The organism is Dongia sp. P2_B8 (genome assembly GCF_056404715.1).
Map to the genome: position 1 here is coordinate 94,650 of NZ_JBFUDM010000002.1, position 14,125 is coordinate 108,774.

The 14,125-nt window shown below is 62.2% G+C and carries 15 protein-coding genes; 5 read left to right on the forward strand and 10 right to left on the reverse strand.

The genetic code is table 11. The features are described 5' to 3' along the window. Positions 1 to 43: 43 nt before the first annotated feature. The 3 genes from AC1DWZ_RS05345 (at position 44) to AC1DWZ_RS05355 (ending at position 1,450) form a co-directional block, all read left to right on the forward strand. Positions 44 to 223: a DUF1674 domain-containing protein gene (locus tag AC1DWZ_RS05345; protein WP_477167836.1), complete on the forward strand. Its 180-nt coding sequence runs from the start codon at positions 44 to 46 to the stop codon at positions 221 to 223. Between the two features lie 75 nt (positions 224 to 298). Beyond that, positions 299 to 1,204, forward strand: a complete 906-nt coding sequence (locus AC1DWZ_RS05350) for a DUF1223 domain-containing protein (protein WP_477167837.1) — start codon at positions 299 to 301, stop codon at positions 1,202 to 1,204. Between the two features lie 3 nt (positions 1,205 to 1,207). Next, positions 1,208 to 1,450 carry a DUF1653 domain-containing protein gene (locus AC1DWZ_RS05355; RefSeq protein ID WP_477167838.1) on the forward strand — a complete coding sequence of 81 codons (243 nt, stop codon included), beginning with the start codon at positions 1,208 to 1,210 and terminating at the stop codon, positions 1,448 to 1,450. A gap of 104 nt (positions 1,451 to 1,554) precedes the next feature. Here the strand turns inward: AC1DWZ_RS05355 and AC1DWZ_RS05360 are convergent, their stop codons facing one another. From AC1DWZ_RS05360 to tsaB, 6 genes are all read right to left on the reverse strand, one after another. Further along, complete coding sequence (locus AC1DWZ_RS05360; RefSeq protein WP_477167839.1) at positions 1,555 to 2,388, reverse strand: lysophospholipid acyltransferase family protein; 834 nt, start codon at positions 2,386 to 2,388, stop codon at positions 1,555 to 1,557. A 2-nt stretch (positions 2,389 to 2,390) separates the two neighbouring features. Further along, a complete protein-coding gene (locus AC1DWZ_RS05365; RefSeq protein ID WP_477167840.1) occupies positions 2,391 to 3,209 on the reverse strand; it encodes a GNAT family N-acetyltransferase in 819 nt (272 codons plus the stop codon). Then, positions 3,206 to 3,679, reverse strand: coding sequence for a Fur family transcriptional regulator (locus AC1DWZ_RS05370; RefSeq protein WP_477168271.1), 474 nt, complete (start codon positions 3,677 to 3,679; stop codon positions 3,206 to 3,208). The genes AC1DWZ_RS05365 and AC1DWZ_RS05370 overlap by 4 nt, the downstream gene beginning before the upstream one ends. Positions 3,680 to 3,967: 288 nt before the next feature. Then, positions 3,968 to 4,411: a Ros/MucR family transcriptional regulator gene (locus AC1DWZ_RS05375; RefSeq protein ID WP_477167841.1), complete on the reverse strand. Its 444-nt coding sequence runs from the start codon at positions 4,409 to 4,411 to the stop codon at positions 3,968 to 3,970. Between the two features lie 163 nt (positions 4,412 to 4,574). Next, complete coding sequence (locus tag AC1DWZ_RS05380) at positions 4,575 to 5,066, reverse strand: GNAT family N-acetyltransferase (protein WP_477167842.1); 492 nt, start codon at positions 5,064 to 5,066, stop codon at positions 4,575 to 4,577. Between the two features lie 7 nt (positions 5,067 to 5,073). Next, positions 5,074 to 5,760: a tRNA (adenosine(37)-N6)-threonylcarbamoyltransferase complex dimerization subunit type 1 TsaB gene (gene tsaB, locus AC1DWZ_RS05385; protein WP_477167843.1), complete on the reverse strand. Its 687-nt coding sequence runs from the start codon at positions 5,758 to 5,760 to the stop codon at positions 5,074 to 5,076. Between the two features lie 106 nt (positions 5,761 to 5,866). Here tsaB and ddpX point away from each other — a divergent pair, with 106 nt between their 5' ends. Beyond that, positions 5,867 to 6,418, forward strand: coding sequence for a D-alanyl-D-alanine dipeptidase (ddpX, locus tag AC1DWZ_RS05390; protein WP_477167844.1), 552 nt, complete (start codon positions 5,867 to 5,869; stop codon positions 6,416 to 6,418). Positions 6,419 to 6,540: 122 nt separating this feature from the next. Here the strand turns inward: ddpX and AC1DWZ_RS05395 are convergent, their stop codons facing one another. From AC1DWZ_RS05395 to AC1DWZ_RS05405, 3 genes are all read right to left on the reverse strand, one after another. Further along, positions 6,541 to 8,073 carry a DHA2 family efflux MFS transporter permease subunit gene (locus tag AC1DWZ_RS05395; RefSeq protein WP_477167845.1) on the reverse strand — a complete coding sequence of 511 codons (1,533 nt, stop codon included), beginning with the start codon at positions 8,071 to 8,073 and terminating at the stop codon, positions 6,541 to 6,543. Positions 8,074 to 8,260: 187 nt separating this feature from the next. Then, positions 8,261 to 9,367 (reverse strand): HlyD family secretion protein, encoded by a 1,107-nt coding sequence (locus AC1DWZ_RS05400; protein WP_477167846.1) that lies wholly within the window; start codon positions 9,365 to 9,367, stop codon positions 8,261 to 8,263. 19 nt (positions 9,368 to 9,386) lie between these two features. Beyond that, positions 9,387 to 9,884, reverse strand: coding sequence for a MarR family winged helix-turn-helix transcriptional regulator (locus AC1DWZ_RS05405; RefSeq protein ID WP_477167847.1), 498 nt, complete (start codon positions 9,882 to 9,884; stop codon positions 9,387 to 9,389). A 497-nt stretch (positions 9,885 to 10,381) separates the two neighbouring features. Here AC1DWZ_RS05405 and AC1DWZ_RS05410 point away from each other — a divergent pair, with 497 nt between their 5' ends. Beyond that, a complete protein-coding gene (locus AC1DWZ_RS05410) occupies positions 10,382 to 12,469 on the forward strand; it encodes a HAMP domain-containing methyl-accepting chemotaxis protein (RefSeq protein ID WP_477167848.1) in 2,088 nt (695 codons plus the stop codon). Positions 12,470 to 12,514: 45 nt separating this feature from the next. On the opposite strand, the gene AC1DWZ_RS05415 is transcribed toward AC1DWZ_RS05410, so the two are convergent. Further along, complete coding sequence (locus AC1DWZ_RS05415; RefSeq protein ID WP_477167849.1) at positions 12,515 to 14,113, reverse strand: D-aminopeptidase; 1,599 nt, start codon at positions 14,111 to 14,113, stop codon at positions 12,515 to 12,517. Positions 14,114 to 14,125: the final 12 nt, after the last annotated feature.

Here is a 14,125-nt window from a genome sequence, read left to right on the forward strand (position 1 = left end):
TCAAGACCTTGACGGCAGGTCCTGGAATCCTATCGTCTCGCCCATGACCCAGAACGATGACACATCAGCCAAAAAACCCGGCGATCCGGCTGAAAAGCCGGCCGCCAAGGCCCCTGACCAATCCCCAGCCAAGCCCCTGCCCAAGGAATATGGCGGCCCGACCGGCCCGGAACCCACCCGCTATGGTGATTGGGAGCGCAACGGCAAGGTCAGCGACTTTTAACGACTTACCTATAACGTCTTATGGGCACGGTAATGTGAGTGGCCAGGACCCGGCCAACGGACCTAGGCTGAAACCATGATGAAGCGATTGTTCCTGCACCTTGTTCTGGCGTTTTTGCTGATGCTGCCGGCTGGCCTGGCCGCAGCGCAGAGCAATGACAGCCTGATCCAGTCCTTCACCGGACCCTCATCCACACCCGGCGGCGCGCCACCCGATTTCAGCACGCCGAGCGCCATGCCCGTGCCGGACGCCAGCGTGCCGATGGCCCCCCTGCCAACCATGCCTCCCCCACTCGTCCCTCTGGCGGTCGAGACGCCGCCGGCACCGATCGTGGTCGAACTGTTCACCTCGGAAGGCTGCTCATCCTGCCCGCCGGCCAATGCCTATCTGCGGGAGCTCTCGAAGCGCAAGAACCTGCTGCCTTTGTCGTTCCATGTCGATTATTGGGACTATATCGGCTGGAAGGACCGCTTCGCCAACCCGGCCTTCACCGAGCGCCAGCGCGCCTATGCCGCGGCCCAGGGCAAGACCATGATGTACACGCCACAGATGGTGGTGGCCGGTGCCATCGAGACCGTGGGATCGGATCATCAGGCGGTGGAAAAGGCCCTCAAGGCCGCCAACCGCCGCAACACAATGTATGCGCTCACCCTCGCCAAGGATGCCAGCGGCGGCATTCATCTAGGCCTGCCACAGGCAGCCCTTTCGGTGCCGGCCAGCCTGTGGCTGGTGACCTATAGCTATGAGGGTGCCACCGACATCGCTGGTGGCGAAAATCGCGGCCAGCGCATGATCACCACCAATGTCGTCCACACGCTGCGCAAGGTCGGCACATGGGATGGCAGGCCGGACGACCGGCTGATCAAGCTCGACGCCAGCGAGATCGCCGCCAAGCCCGATGCCTGCGCCATCATCGCCAACGAAGCCGAATTCGGTCCCGTGGTCGCCGCCACCGGCTGGGATTTCAAGGACCTGTGGTAGGCGATGACCGTCTTCCGGGCCACGCACCGCCATTACAAAGGCGGGCTCTATCAGAAGCTGTTCGACGCCACGCATAGCGAGAGCGAAGAGCTGCTGACGATCTATCTCACCAAGGATGGCAGGCCGTTCGCGCGGCCGAAGGCGATGTTCGATGGCGTGACCGACGATGGCGTACGGCGGTTTGAGCCGATTGAGGACAACACATCTACTAGCCTCTCCCCTTGCGGGAGAGGCGGCGAGCGCTAGCGAGCGGTGAGGGGGATCTCTCAACGAGTCCGATCGTTCTGCCCCCTCACCCTAACCCTCTCCCGCAAGGGGAGAGGGTTAGGGTGAGGGCCCTGCGGCAGGATTTAGCTTTTCCCGCCCAACGCCGCCGAGACACCGCCGGAGATCGTGGCGTAGCAATGTTGCGTCAGTTCCTTCCGGGAACGGAAATCACTGATCAGCACGGGCGGGTGGAATTCGACGACGACGCGGGCGCGGCCCAAGCGCGTAAAAGCCCAGAGATGCCCGCCCAAAGTCATGTCGCCATACCAGGCGACATAGGCGCGGTTGCGGTAGCCCATGGGGAGCGCGTTCAACTGGGTATAGCTGATCGAGACCGGCTGCACGGTCAGCTTCTCGCCGCGCGCTTCGCGTTCGGCAACGCTCAGCAGCGCGCTGCGGAAAGGCAGCACGCTGTTGCCGTCATTGGAAGTTCCCTCGGGAAACAGGATGAGATTGTCGCCCGCTTCCAGCCGGCGCTGCAGATCGTCGCGCTGCCGGTGGGTGGTGCCGCGCTTGCGGTCGACGAAGACCGTACGCTGCATCTTGGAGAGCCAGCCGAAGACCGGCCAGCTGCCCACTTCGGTCTTGGCGACGAAGCTGCCTTCGATGAGGCTGCCCAACACCGGAATGTCGAGGTAAGAGGTGTGGTTGCTGACGAAGAGTGTGGGCGATGCCAGCGACATCTGCCCGCGCTGCTCGACGTCAAGGCCGATGATGCGGCAGGTCAGGCGATGATACATGCGCGGCAGCAGGCTGCGGCCACGGCTGCGGGTCAGGAGCAGCAGCAGTTGCACGGCACTGAGGCTGACGGTGAGGCCAAGATATGTGCCAAGCCGCGTGGCGCCGCGCAGGCTTGAGCCTTCGTCCAGTTCGAAATGCCGCGCTGGTGGGCGCCGCGCACCAGGCCGTTGCGCCATTTTCAGGATTCGCCGCCGTAATCCGGCCGCGTGTAATGCTTCATATATTTGTCGGTGACCTCGGCCGTCACCACCACGATGGAGACGTCAACCGAGCCGAATTCATGATCGATGACGGCACCATCGCCGACATAGCCGGAGAGCCGCAGATAGCCCTTGATGAGCGGCGGCAGCGACGCCAGTGCGCGACGCTCGTCGATCTCGGCAAGCGGCATCATGTTCATGTCGACATAGCGGTCCGCCAGGGCCTTGGGCCGGAACTGCGGCGGTGCCAGATGGCGGTGATGGAGATAAGAGAGCGCCATGCGATGCGCGCCGGGATCAATGCCCGGAAAGCTCGCACAGCCGAACATGATCTCGACCTTGTGGAACAGGATGTAGTCGGTGATCCCCTTCCAGAGCAATTGCATCGCCATCTTGTTGCGATAGGCGGGATCGACGCAGGAGCGGCCCAGTTCCAGAATTTCGCCCGGCCGGTTCACGAGGGCCGAGATATCGTATTCGGCGATGGAATAGAAGCGACCCGCCCGGCGCGCTGCTTCCCGGCGCAACAGGCGATAGGTGGCGACGATGCCCTTGACGCCGGCGCCGCGCTTGCGGTCGACCACGATGAGATGGTCGCAATAGGGATCGAACGCATCGAAATCGCGCCCCACCCGGACCATTTCAGGTCCGGGCTTGGCACCCATTTCGCCATAGAAGACGCGGTAGCGCAGTTCCTGCGCCGCCAGAATCTCGGCCTCTGTTTCGGCAAGGCGCGCTTCCAGGTCGCCGACAATGACTTCGACCGGCCGCTCGCGCCGGGCCGCAGCCACGATCATTTTTCGCCGCCCCCGACGATGCGGATCTTGCCTTTGGATGTGGATTCGCTGGCGATGCCGTCCTTGTCGAGCGGGACAGCGTAAAGCTCGAGCCGGTGGCCGACCAGCTTGTAGCCAAGTTCTTCGGCAACACCCTTTTGCAGCTTTTCGATCTGCTCGTTGGTGAATTCGATGACGCGGCCTGAATGAATATCGATGAGATGGTCGTGATGATCGTCCCTCACCTCTTCATAGCGCGCGCGGCCATCGCCGAAATCGTGGCGCTCGAGGATGCTTGCTTCCTCGAACAGGCGCACGGTGCGGTAGACGGTGGCGAGCGAAATGCCGGAATCGATCTGGACGGCGCGCTTGTGCAGCAGTTCGACATCCGGATGATCCTGCGCGTCGGAGAGAACGCGCGCGATGATCCGACGCTGGTCGGTCATCTTGAGGCCCTTTTCGATGCACAGTCGTTCCAGCCGCGACGGCACGCCAGCCTCACCAGTCGTTATTGTTTTCGTCAAATCAGCGATATCCCGAAAAAAGGGTTTAGCAGGACCGGCACGGTTGAACCGGTCTGCCCGTTCAAGTCGCTTGGGTCTCACCAGCCGGCGCGGTTTGCCGACTCCCTGGTAACATCCCTGGCGGCTGCATTGTGCCTTGGTTAAGCACCTGCCGCCAAGAGCCTTACGCAAGGCTGCAGAAAGGTTTCAGGCACAAGGGCTTATGCCCGCCCGATGCAGCGTGCCAAATGTTAATGCGGGGCTGGAGCGGGGATTTCAGCTGCGCCGGGCTGGCCGGCGCTTGCGGCCGCCGCGGCCGAGGCCGAATTCGCGGGCCAGGGACGAGCGCTTTTTGGCGTAGTTCGGCGCCACCATCGGGTAATCCTCGGAAAGACCCCACTTTTCGCGATACTGCTCCGGGGTCATGTCATAGGCCGTGCGCAGATGGCGCTTGAGCATTTTGAGCTTGGTGCCGTCTTCGAGGCAGATCAGGTAATCGGGCGTCACCGATTTCTTGACCGGCACAGCCGGCTCCTTGTTCGTCGCAATGGCCGGGCGTTCCGCGCCATGGGGGGCTGCACCGCTTTGGGCGAGAGCTGCCCGCGTTTCGGCAATGAGGCGTGGAATGTCGGTCATCGCCACGGTGTTATGTGACAGATATGCGACGACGATCTCGGTCACCAGCGGCAGCAGCGGATCGTTTTTGAGAGCGTCGGTCATACGTCATTCCTCATCTGCGGCAAATGCCAGTCCGTAACCTGGGCCGGCAATCCGGGCGCACAACTGAACACCCGGATAAATCGTCCCCGTTAGATAAACAGCGTGCTTCGCCTTGGCAATGAAACGGATGTTATTATTTGTAGTTCTCACACATAATTCCAAGTTATACGGCGCTTTTAGCGTTAATGCTTGGCATTCCGAGCGGTTTTTCGAAGATCAGCGCATCCACCTGTCCCGTGTAATAAGCCTTCCGCCGGCCGCAAGGTGTGAACCCCACGCGCCGATAGCAGGCGATGGCCGCATGGTTGGGGGCCGCCACTTCCAGAATCGCCCGCCTGGCGCCAGCGGCAGCCGCCGTTTGCAGCAATGCCACGAGAAGCTTCCCGGCATGACCATGGCGCCGATGCGCCGGCAGGATGGCAAGGAGCAGCAGTTCCACCTCATCCGCCGCCGCGAGCGTGAGGCCGAAGCCGACCGGCTGGTCCTGAAGCATGGCGAGCTGGCCGGCAGCACCGGGCATCGCCAGCACGTCGGCAAAGGAGCTTTGCGACCAGGGCCGGTCCCAGCCGGCATCGAAGCTTTGCGCATGGAGTTCTGCCAGCAGATCGAGGTCGAAACCGGTGAGGGCACGGAAGGCGGGCTCTGCCGGCGCCATCTGGCAGTCAGACCGCTTTGGGCAGCGAGACATCGGGCTCGCGCAGATAGAGGGGAGCGGCCTTTCGTCCGAAACGCGCGGCGGGATCAGCGGCAAGACGCAGGATGGACTCGGCATCCGCCAAAGACACGATCCGGTGGGCTCCGGGCGGCAGGTCCTGCGACCACAGATCCAGCCCGTCGCCGGTGACGATGGTAGGCTTGGCCTCTGTCACGAGGGCTGCAATCTCGGGCACTGTCATGAAGCGCGGCGCGGCGCGGAACTCAAGATCAGCATCCAGCCATGCCACGAACGGCTCCTCGCGCCGGCTGTCGATCATGACGAGAATGTCGCCTGGATGCTCCCGGATGTCGGCCGGCAAGTTGGCCGCCGCCGCCTGGAAATTGGTGATGCCGATGACCGGTTTGCCGAGCGCCAGGCCGAAGCCGCGCGCCGTCGACAAGGCAATGCGCAGGCCCGTGAACCCGCCGGGCCCGATACCGACCGCCAGCGCATCCACCACGTCAAGCTCGCGTCCCGCCGCCTGCATGACCTCCGCCACCATGGGCACCAGGATGGCGGCATGGCCGTGGCGCAGATCGACCTTGCGCGATGCGAGGGTCCGGCAGCCGCCCGGTTCAGCCACGCCCAAGGCCACCGAGCAGGTGGTGCCGGCGGCATCCAGGGCCAGGATGAGGCGCTCGTCAGATACCATATCGCATCCATATTCCATCGTTCACAGTGCGCCTCTGTGCGCAGTGTGGCGGCCATTGCCGCAATCTGCTAAACGCGGTTTAGAACTCTCCAGCGACGGTGGCAAGATGAGCTTGGTCGAAATTACCCCGCACGAATATGACGTCGACATCGCCTTGGTCTACGCAACGCCGCACAATCTCAGCGGTTCCATCATCTATACCAGCCCCAATTGTTACCTCCATGAACGGGCAGCCGAGCTTCTGAAGAAGGCCGCGCATCTCGCCCAACCCCTGGGCCTGCGCCTCAAGATCTTCGATGCTTTCCGCCCGTCCGAGGCGCAATGGTGCCTGTGGAATGCACTGCCGGACCCGGAATTCGTGGCCGATCCGCGGCGCGGCTCGCCCCATACCCGCGGCGTGGCCATCGACCTCACCCTGGTGGACGACAAGGGTGTCGAGCTGGACATGGGCACCGGCTTCGACGAGGCCATCCCGCAATCGCATCATGCCGCAACCGATATCCCGGTCATCGCCCAGCGTAACCGCTTCACGCTGCTGGGGCTCATGATGGCTGCCGGCTGGGACAATTATAAGAACGAATGGTGGCACTATCAGATGTTCAACAGCCGCGATTATCCGCTGATCGAACAGGCGCAGCTGCCTAAGCCGATGATGTAAGCACCCCTCACCCCAACCCCTCTCCCCGTAAGAACGGGGCGAGGGGCTCAGGGCGAACTCCGTCATAACTCCCTCGCCCCACGCAGTGGGGAGAGGGTTGGGGTGAGGGGTTTAGCGACAAGCTAATCCGCCACTGCATGCAGGGCCGGCGCCGGTGTCCCGGCTCTCTTCGGCCGGCGCAGCAGCACGAGGAGCGGGACGGCGCACAAGGTCACCCACATCATCAGTACGAAATCATCGATATAGGCGATGCTGGCCGCCTGGCGTGTCACCTCGGCATCGAGGCTCGCCAATCCCGCGGCACTGTCCAGGGACCAGCTGGGCGGCAGATAGGGCGCGTGCATCATCGGGTTGAAGATGTTGACGTTCTCGGCGAGGCTCGCATGGTTGATCTGGGTGTTGCGCGAGAGCAACGCCGTCACGATGGAAATGCCGATGGAGCTGCCGATATTGCGCATCAGGCTGAACATGGCGGCGGCCTCGGTCCGCAAATGCGGCGCCAGCGTCGAAAAGGTGACGGTGCTCAAGGGTACGAAGATGAGACCCAGCCCCAAGCCCTGGATGACGCCACTTTCCACCAGCATGAATTCCGTGACGTCGAGGCTGAACTGGCTCATCTGCCACAGCGATAACGAGGTCAAGCTGAGGCCCGCCAGAATGAGAAGGCGTGTATCGACCTTGCCCATCAGACGCCCCACCAGCATCATCGAGACCATGGTGCCGACACCGCGCGGTGCCAGCAGATAGCCGGTGGTGATGACCGGATAGCCCTTGAGATGCTGCAGGAACGGCGGCAGCAGGGCCATCGTCGCCAGCAGGATGATGCCGATGATGAAGATGAAAATCAGGCCGACGGTGAAATTCCGGTCGAGAAAGAGATGCCGGTCGATGAACGGCCGGTGATGCGTAAACATGTGGGCTATGAACATGTAGAGCGAGAGAGCTGCGATGAGGCCTTCGATCACGATCTCGGTCGATTCGAACCAGGCCTGCAGCTCGCCCCGATCCAGCATCATCTGCAAGGCAGCGATGGCAATCGCGAGGAAGGCAAAGCCGGTAAAATCGAACGGCCGGTCGGGATCCTTCTCCGTCTCCGGCACGAAGGCAAGGATGCCACCCAATGCCAGCAGGCCGAAGGGCAGGTTGATGAGGAACACCCAGCGCCAATTATAATATTCGGTGAGGAGACCGCCGAGGGTCGGCCCCAGGATTGGCCCGATCATGACACCGACGCCCCACATGGCCATGGCTTTGCCATGCTTTTCGCGGGGATAGGTATCGAGCAGGATGGCTTGGCTAAGCGGTACCAGGGCCGCGCCGAAGATGCCCTGCAGCAGCCGATAGAGCACGATCTGATTGAGGGTGAGGGCCGCCCCACACAGCAGAGATGCCGCCGTAAATCCCACCACCGACCAGACGAAGAGCCGCTTGCGGCCGAAGCGTGTGGCGATAAAGCCGGTGGCCGGCGTCATGATGCCGGCCGCCACGATATAGGATGTCAGCACCCAGGAGATCTGATCCTGCGTCGCCGACAGCGTACCCTGCATATGCGGCAAGGCGACATTGGCAATGGTCGTGTCCAACGCCTGCATGATGGTCGCAAGCATCACCGAAACCGTGATCAGCATCGGCGACGATTTTGCGGAGATGGTCATTGGATGCGCGGAGTCATTTCTTGCACCGCCCCCTCACCCCAACCCCTCTCCCGCAAGGGGAGAGGGGCTTCGTGCAGGTGGGGCAAGGCTTGGTCAATACGCTCGCTGGAAACTCCCTCTCCCCTTGCGGGAGAGGGCCGGGGTGAGGGGGAGCAACTGACGGATTTCAGCAAACCGATCACCTTATTTACTCCACACCCACCCAGGCGGCGGCATTGCGGATGAAGCCTGGCAGCACGCGGTGGTGTTCGGTGTCAATGTCGACGACGACGCTCATGCCGGCACGTAAGGGGGGCGTGTCCTGCGCCTCGCCTGAGGCATGGGTGATATGGAGGCGCACCGGGATGCGTTGCACCACCTTCACCCAATTGCCGGTGGCATTCTGTGGCGGCAGCGCGCTGAATTCGGCACCGGTCGCTGCGCCGATGCTATCCACGATCGCGGTGAATTTGGCGTCCGGATAGGTGTCGACGCTGATATCGGCTTCCTGACCGGGGCGCACATAGGTGAGATCGGTCTCCTTGAAATTCGCCTCGACCCAGAGATCCTGTTCCGAGACCAGACTGAACACCGGGCGGCCGGCGGTGGCATAGTCACCCGGGCGCAGATTGTCGGCCTTGGCGATGATGCCAGCGGCGGGTGCGAGGACCACGGCATGACGGAGGTCGCGCTGGGCCTCGTCGACCTTGGCCTGTGCCGCGCGGTAACGCGGATGATCTTCCGGGTCGATGTCGGGATTGCCGCCAAGCTCGGCCATGATGCGTTGGATATCCTGGCGGATGGCCGACACCTGGCGTGTCGCGAGGTCGCGCTCGTTGCGCGCTGAATCGAATTCGGATTCGGAGATGACCTTGCCGGCCACCAGCTTTTCGCGGCGCGTATATTCACGCTGGGCCATGCCCAGTGTCGACGTCGCCCCTTGCAGATCTTCCTGCCGCTGCCGGTAGCTGGCTTTCAGGGCGGCGATGTCATTGCGCACCGTTTCGCGGTCGGCCTCGGCCTGCGCCAAGGCGATGTTCAACGGCTCGACATCGAGGCGCAGCAGCGGGTCGCCTTCCCTAACCACCTGGTTCTCATGCACCAGAACCTCGGTGACGCGGCCGGAGATGTCGGTGCTGACCTGCACCATATGCGCCTTCACATAGGCATTGTCCGTGTCGACGAAGCGGCCGCCGGTCACATAGATGTAGCCGGAGACCAGTACGACCAGCGCCGGCACGATCACCAGCAGCAGCGTCCGGCGATAGCGGCGCAGCAGGCTCGGTTTCGACTGGATGGCAAGTTCGGTACTCATCGGTTGCGTCGCATTTCCGTCAGGCATGTTGTTTCACGTCGGCAGGTTGGGCGGCGTCCGCATCGGCCGCGCTGTTCAGGGATTCGACCAGGTTGGTGCGAATCCGCTGGAGACTTGCCAGCAAGGCATTGCGCACCTCTTCCGAAAGGCCAGCCAGCATCACCTCGCGCATTTCAGCACCCAGTTCCTGTTTGGTGGCCAGGATCGGGCGCGCCTTGTCGGTGAGATAGATGAGGCGCGCGCGCCGGTCATTGGGGTCGCTGCGCCGCTCGATCCAGCCGGCTTCCTCGAGCCGGTCGAGATGGCGCACGATGGTAATGGGCTCGACATCCAGGAAATCGGCGATCGCCGCCTGGTTCGACCCTTCATTGCGGTCGAGATAGGAGATGACCATCCATTGCGCGCGCGTGAGACCCACGGTGCGCGCCCGGCGGTCGAAATCCCGCCGCATCAGCCGCGCCGTGTCATAGAGGAGCAGGCCGATGCTGGGCGTTCCCAGGTCATGGTGATTGGGCAAAATGGAACCTCACTTATAATAGGTCTGACTAATATAAGCAAGCTTACTATATTTTCAAGCCTCCTTCCGGACCTGGGCGAACATCGCCGCCGCCGAACTCAATCGACCCCCTCCCGGCGACCGCAAACACCCGCCCTCGAACGACGCCGCCGAGATGCGACGGGATTTTTTTCCATGAGTTTGATTTTTTCCATGAGTTTTCGGCACCCCGATCGACAGTCGGACTCGATCCTGGCAGCCGGCGAAGTCGGATATTTTATGGACGCCCTTGGGCATCAAAGCCGAAATAGGTTTGGGTCCCTTTCCAGATAGTCGTGAATACCCAGATGTGAAATCGAAACCTATCCGTGTCGATCGGATCGGCTTGTCACGCGGCACCGAGGGCACCGTTTTTTCCGGATGCTTGTGATGAATGCGGGTCAAAGAATGAGTCATTCCAAACGGATTCTTAAGAGTCCGTGCCCAAGCTGTTACACAGCCTATGGGAGGACGAGCCCATGAAAATCACGACAAAGATGTTCGCTGGTTTCGGGTCGATTTGCGCCGTTGTGGCCGTGCTTGGCGGCTGCATGGTTTGGAGCCTGACCTCTGTCGTCAACAATGCCAGCCTCGTGATTGGACAGCGAGCGCCGGTCGTCAATAGCGGCAATGAAATCAAGACCAATCTCAACGCGGCACTCGCCGCGCTTCGCGGATACATGCTGACCGGACAATCAGCGCAGAAAGAACTCCGTGCTGCTGCATGGACTCATATTGCTCAATTTGAAAAAGAGATCGACGATCTGCTGCCCTTGACGGCAGCCGCCGAGGACCAGGCCAAATGGTCACAGTTCAAAACTGTCCTGGATGAACTGAAGGCTGTGCAGGATCGCGTCGAAGCGATTGTGGGAACGCCGGAGGCGATGCCAGCCACAGCACTCCTGGTAAAGGATGGTGCGCCGCGCGTTGACGCCATGTTGGCAGCGTTGACGGCGATGATTGACGAGGAGCGGTCGCTGGAGGCCACACCGCAGCGTAAGAACCTTCTGGTGGACATCGCCAATACCCGTGGCCAGCTGGCCGCCGCTGTCGCTGATCTGCGCGGCTTCCTCACCACAGGCGATGAGAAGTTCAGTACAGGCTTTGGCACCAAGAGCAAAGCTGCTGCAGATGCCCTGAAATTGGTGAAAGGGCAGGCAACCGCTCTCTCCGCGACACAGAATGCACAGTTCAACATTGTCGAGAAAACGCTGGGCGAGTTCGTAGAGATCGCTGGCAAGATTGTCGAGATACGCCTCGGCGACAATTGGAACGTGCCACTCGCCATCCTGAAGACCGAGGCGCAACCGCGCGTCGCTCACTTGATAGAACTCATTGACGGCACCCCAGGGGCCGATGGTGTAGCCGCTGGCGGCATCGCCACCAATCAAGAAGCTCTCATGGGGAAAGATGCCGAAGATCTCATGAGCCTCTCTTCATTCATGACGTGGCTCGCCTGGATCATGCTTGGCGGCGGCGTGACATTGGGTTTGGTGATTGCCTTGGTAACGGCCCGGTCCATCGTCAATCCTCTCAACCTTCTCAACGGTATCATGCGGCGCCTTGCCGATCGTGATCTGGCGGTCCAGGTGGCCGGACAGGAACGTTCGGACGAGATCGGCGACATGGCAAAGACGGTGCAGGTCTTCAAGGACAGCATGCTGGAAACCGATCGGCTGACAGCGATGCAGGCGGCCGAACAAGCCCGCCAGAATGAGCGCAGCCGGAAGATGGACGTTGTGGTGAAAGACTTCGACAGTATGATTGGAGAAATTGTCGGTGCCGTGACTGCCGCAGCGACCGAACTTCAATCGACGGCGCAGGGCCTTTCGGCGACCGCGGAAGAAACGGCGCAGCAATCGAGCGCGGTCGCAGCCGCTTCGGAAGAGATGACGCAAAACGTCCAGACCGTTGCGTCGGCGACCGAAGAGCTGACGGCGTCAATTCAGGAAATCAGCAACCAGGTGAGTGAATCGAGCCGCATCGTCGGCAGCGCGGTCGAGCAAGCCGAAGAAACCAACGGTCAGGTTGCGGTATTGGCGGATGCGGCACAGAAGATCGGCGAAGTCGTCACACTGATCAATGCAATCGCGGGCCAAACGAACCTGCTCGCACTCAATGCGACCATCGAAGCGGCCCGGGCGGGTGAAGCCGGCAAGGGCTTCGCTGTCGTCGCTTCGGAAGTGAAGAACTTGGCAACCCAAACCGCCAGGGCGACGGATGAGATCGGCGGGCAGGTGAGAGCCATTCAGGAAGCGAGCAATAGCTCCGCGCAGGCGATCGTGACCATTACCAAGACAATCAATCGGGTCAGCGAAATCTCAACCGCGATCGCATCGGCGGTCGAAGAGCAAGGCGCTGCAACCCAGGAGATTTCGCGGAATGTCCAGCAAGCCGCTGCGGGTACGAGCGAAGTTGCAAATAACATTCACGGCGTCACCGAAGCGTCGCAGCAGACCAGCGCCGGCTCGACACAGGTGCTGACCGCCGCCACCGAACTTGCTGAGAACGGTGCAAAACTCAAACGGGAAGTCGATACGTTCCTCCACACCGTGCGAAACCTTTAGAGAGGTGCCGCCGGGTGGCGACAAGACGCCGCCGCCCGGCCAGCTTCAATCTTCGCGCCGATAGGAAAAACGCCTGGCCAGCCAGCAGCCGAGTTCTATGCCGGTGATGCGGCTTGCGGCGTCACGGGTGAAGGCCAGGGTCCAATCGCCCGGTGGGAAATGATCGACACCGCGCGGGCAAGGCATGACCCAGAGATCACGGCCGATGGGCTGCAGCATCTCCATACGCCCATCACCCAGCACGCCCGAGCAGGCGCCATAGAATGAGCCGCCCGAACTTGCACCGACGGCATTGACGATGCTGAGCTCAGTCCCGAGATCCGCGCAGTGATAGCGGCCGGCAATATCCGGCGTCGCAGCACCGTCGCTGGCGACCAGCAGGGAACGCTGATTGTCCTGCGGCCGGTCGAGCCACAGGCCTTCTGGGCTCGGCCGAACCCGCAATCCGGACTCTGCCTGCACGGCCGAGCCGTCGGCCTGCAGCACGAGTTCCTCGGGGCCGGTCGCATAGCGCAGCAAGACAGTCGCTGGACCCGACTTGGCAAGGCGGACGGACAATCCGGTTTCCGGTTCGACATAAGTCGCAGCACAAGCAGGTGTCCCGGCCCAAACGGGTGCCGGCAGATCGGCAACCCCTTCCGGCTGGTCGATCCCGAGCACGGCGGCGACCAGTTCCTTGGCGGCCTCGCCGGGGCCGGCATTGTGGTTGAACAGCACGACGACCGAGAGCCGTTCCGATGGCATGTGGAGCCGCTGGCTGCGCCAGCCGCGCAAGGCCCCGCCATGGCGGGTGGTTGCCCGCCCGAACATTGTCTCCCGCGCCAGGCCGAAACCATAGGCGGCGGGCGCGCCGTCGCTGAACGTCACCGGCGCCGACAGGCGTCGATAGAGACTTCCTGCATCATCGCGCGTGGCGTCGATATGGGCTTCCCAGGCAATCATGTCGTCGAGGCTGGCACCGATCGAGGCATCGCCACCGGCCCAGAACATGCCGTTGACGGCTGGCCTGAAGCCGCCCGCCGTATCGCCTTCATAGCCTTCCGAGCCGTCGGGCATCGCACGCGTATCCGCTGCGATGAAAGCCGTGCCCATGCCGACAGGCGCGAAGATGCCCGCCTGCACCAACTCGGCATAGCTGCGCCCGGACCGTGCTTCGAGAATATCGGAAAGAATGCGAAAATTCTGGTTGGCATAGGAATAGCGCGTGCCGGGCACGAATTGCAGCGCGCGCGTCGCGCCAATGAAACGGGTGGCTTCGCGATTGCCGAAGGGCGTTTCCGCCAGCGCGCCGTGGAGCATCGCCACCGCCCAGTAATCCTGCAGCCCGGATTGGTTATGGCAGAGATGGCGTGCGGTGGGCGCCTGGCCCTTGAGTTGCGGCAGCCGCGCCTTCACATCGGCATCGAGCGTAGCTGGATCGGGAAAGGCGTCCAGCACCAGGCCGCAGGTGAACTGCTTGGTGATCGAGCAGATCCGGAACAGGGTCTGTGGCGTGAAAGGTATGCGCCGTTCGGCGTTGGCCCAGCCCCAGGTGTGGCGGGCGACGACCTTGCCGTCCTTCAGCACAGCCACCGCACCCCCGGGACCGGCATAGGTTTGCGGCAGGGATTTCAGAACCCGGTCGAGGCGGGCGGCAAACGACATCGGCGCTTTCCT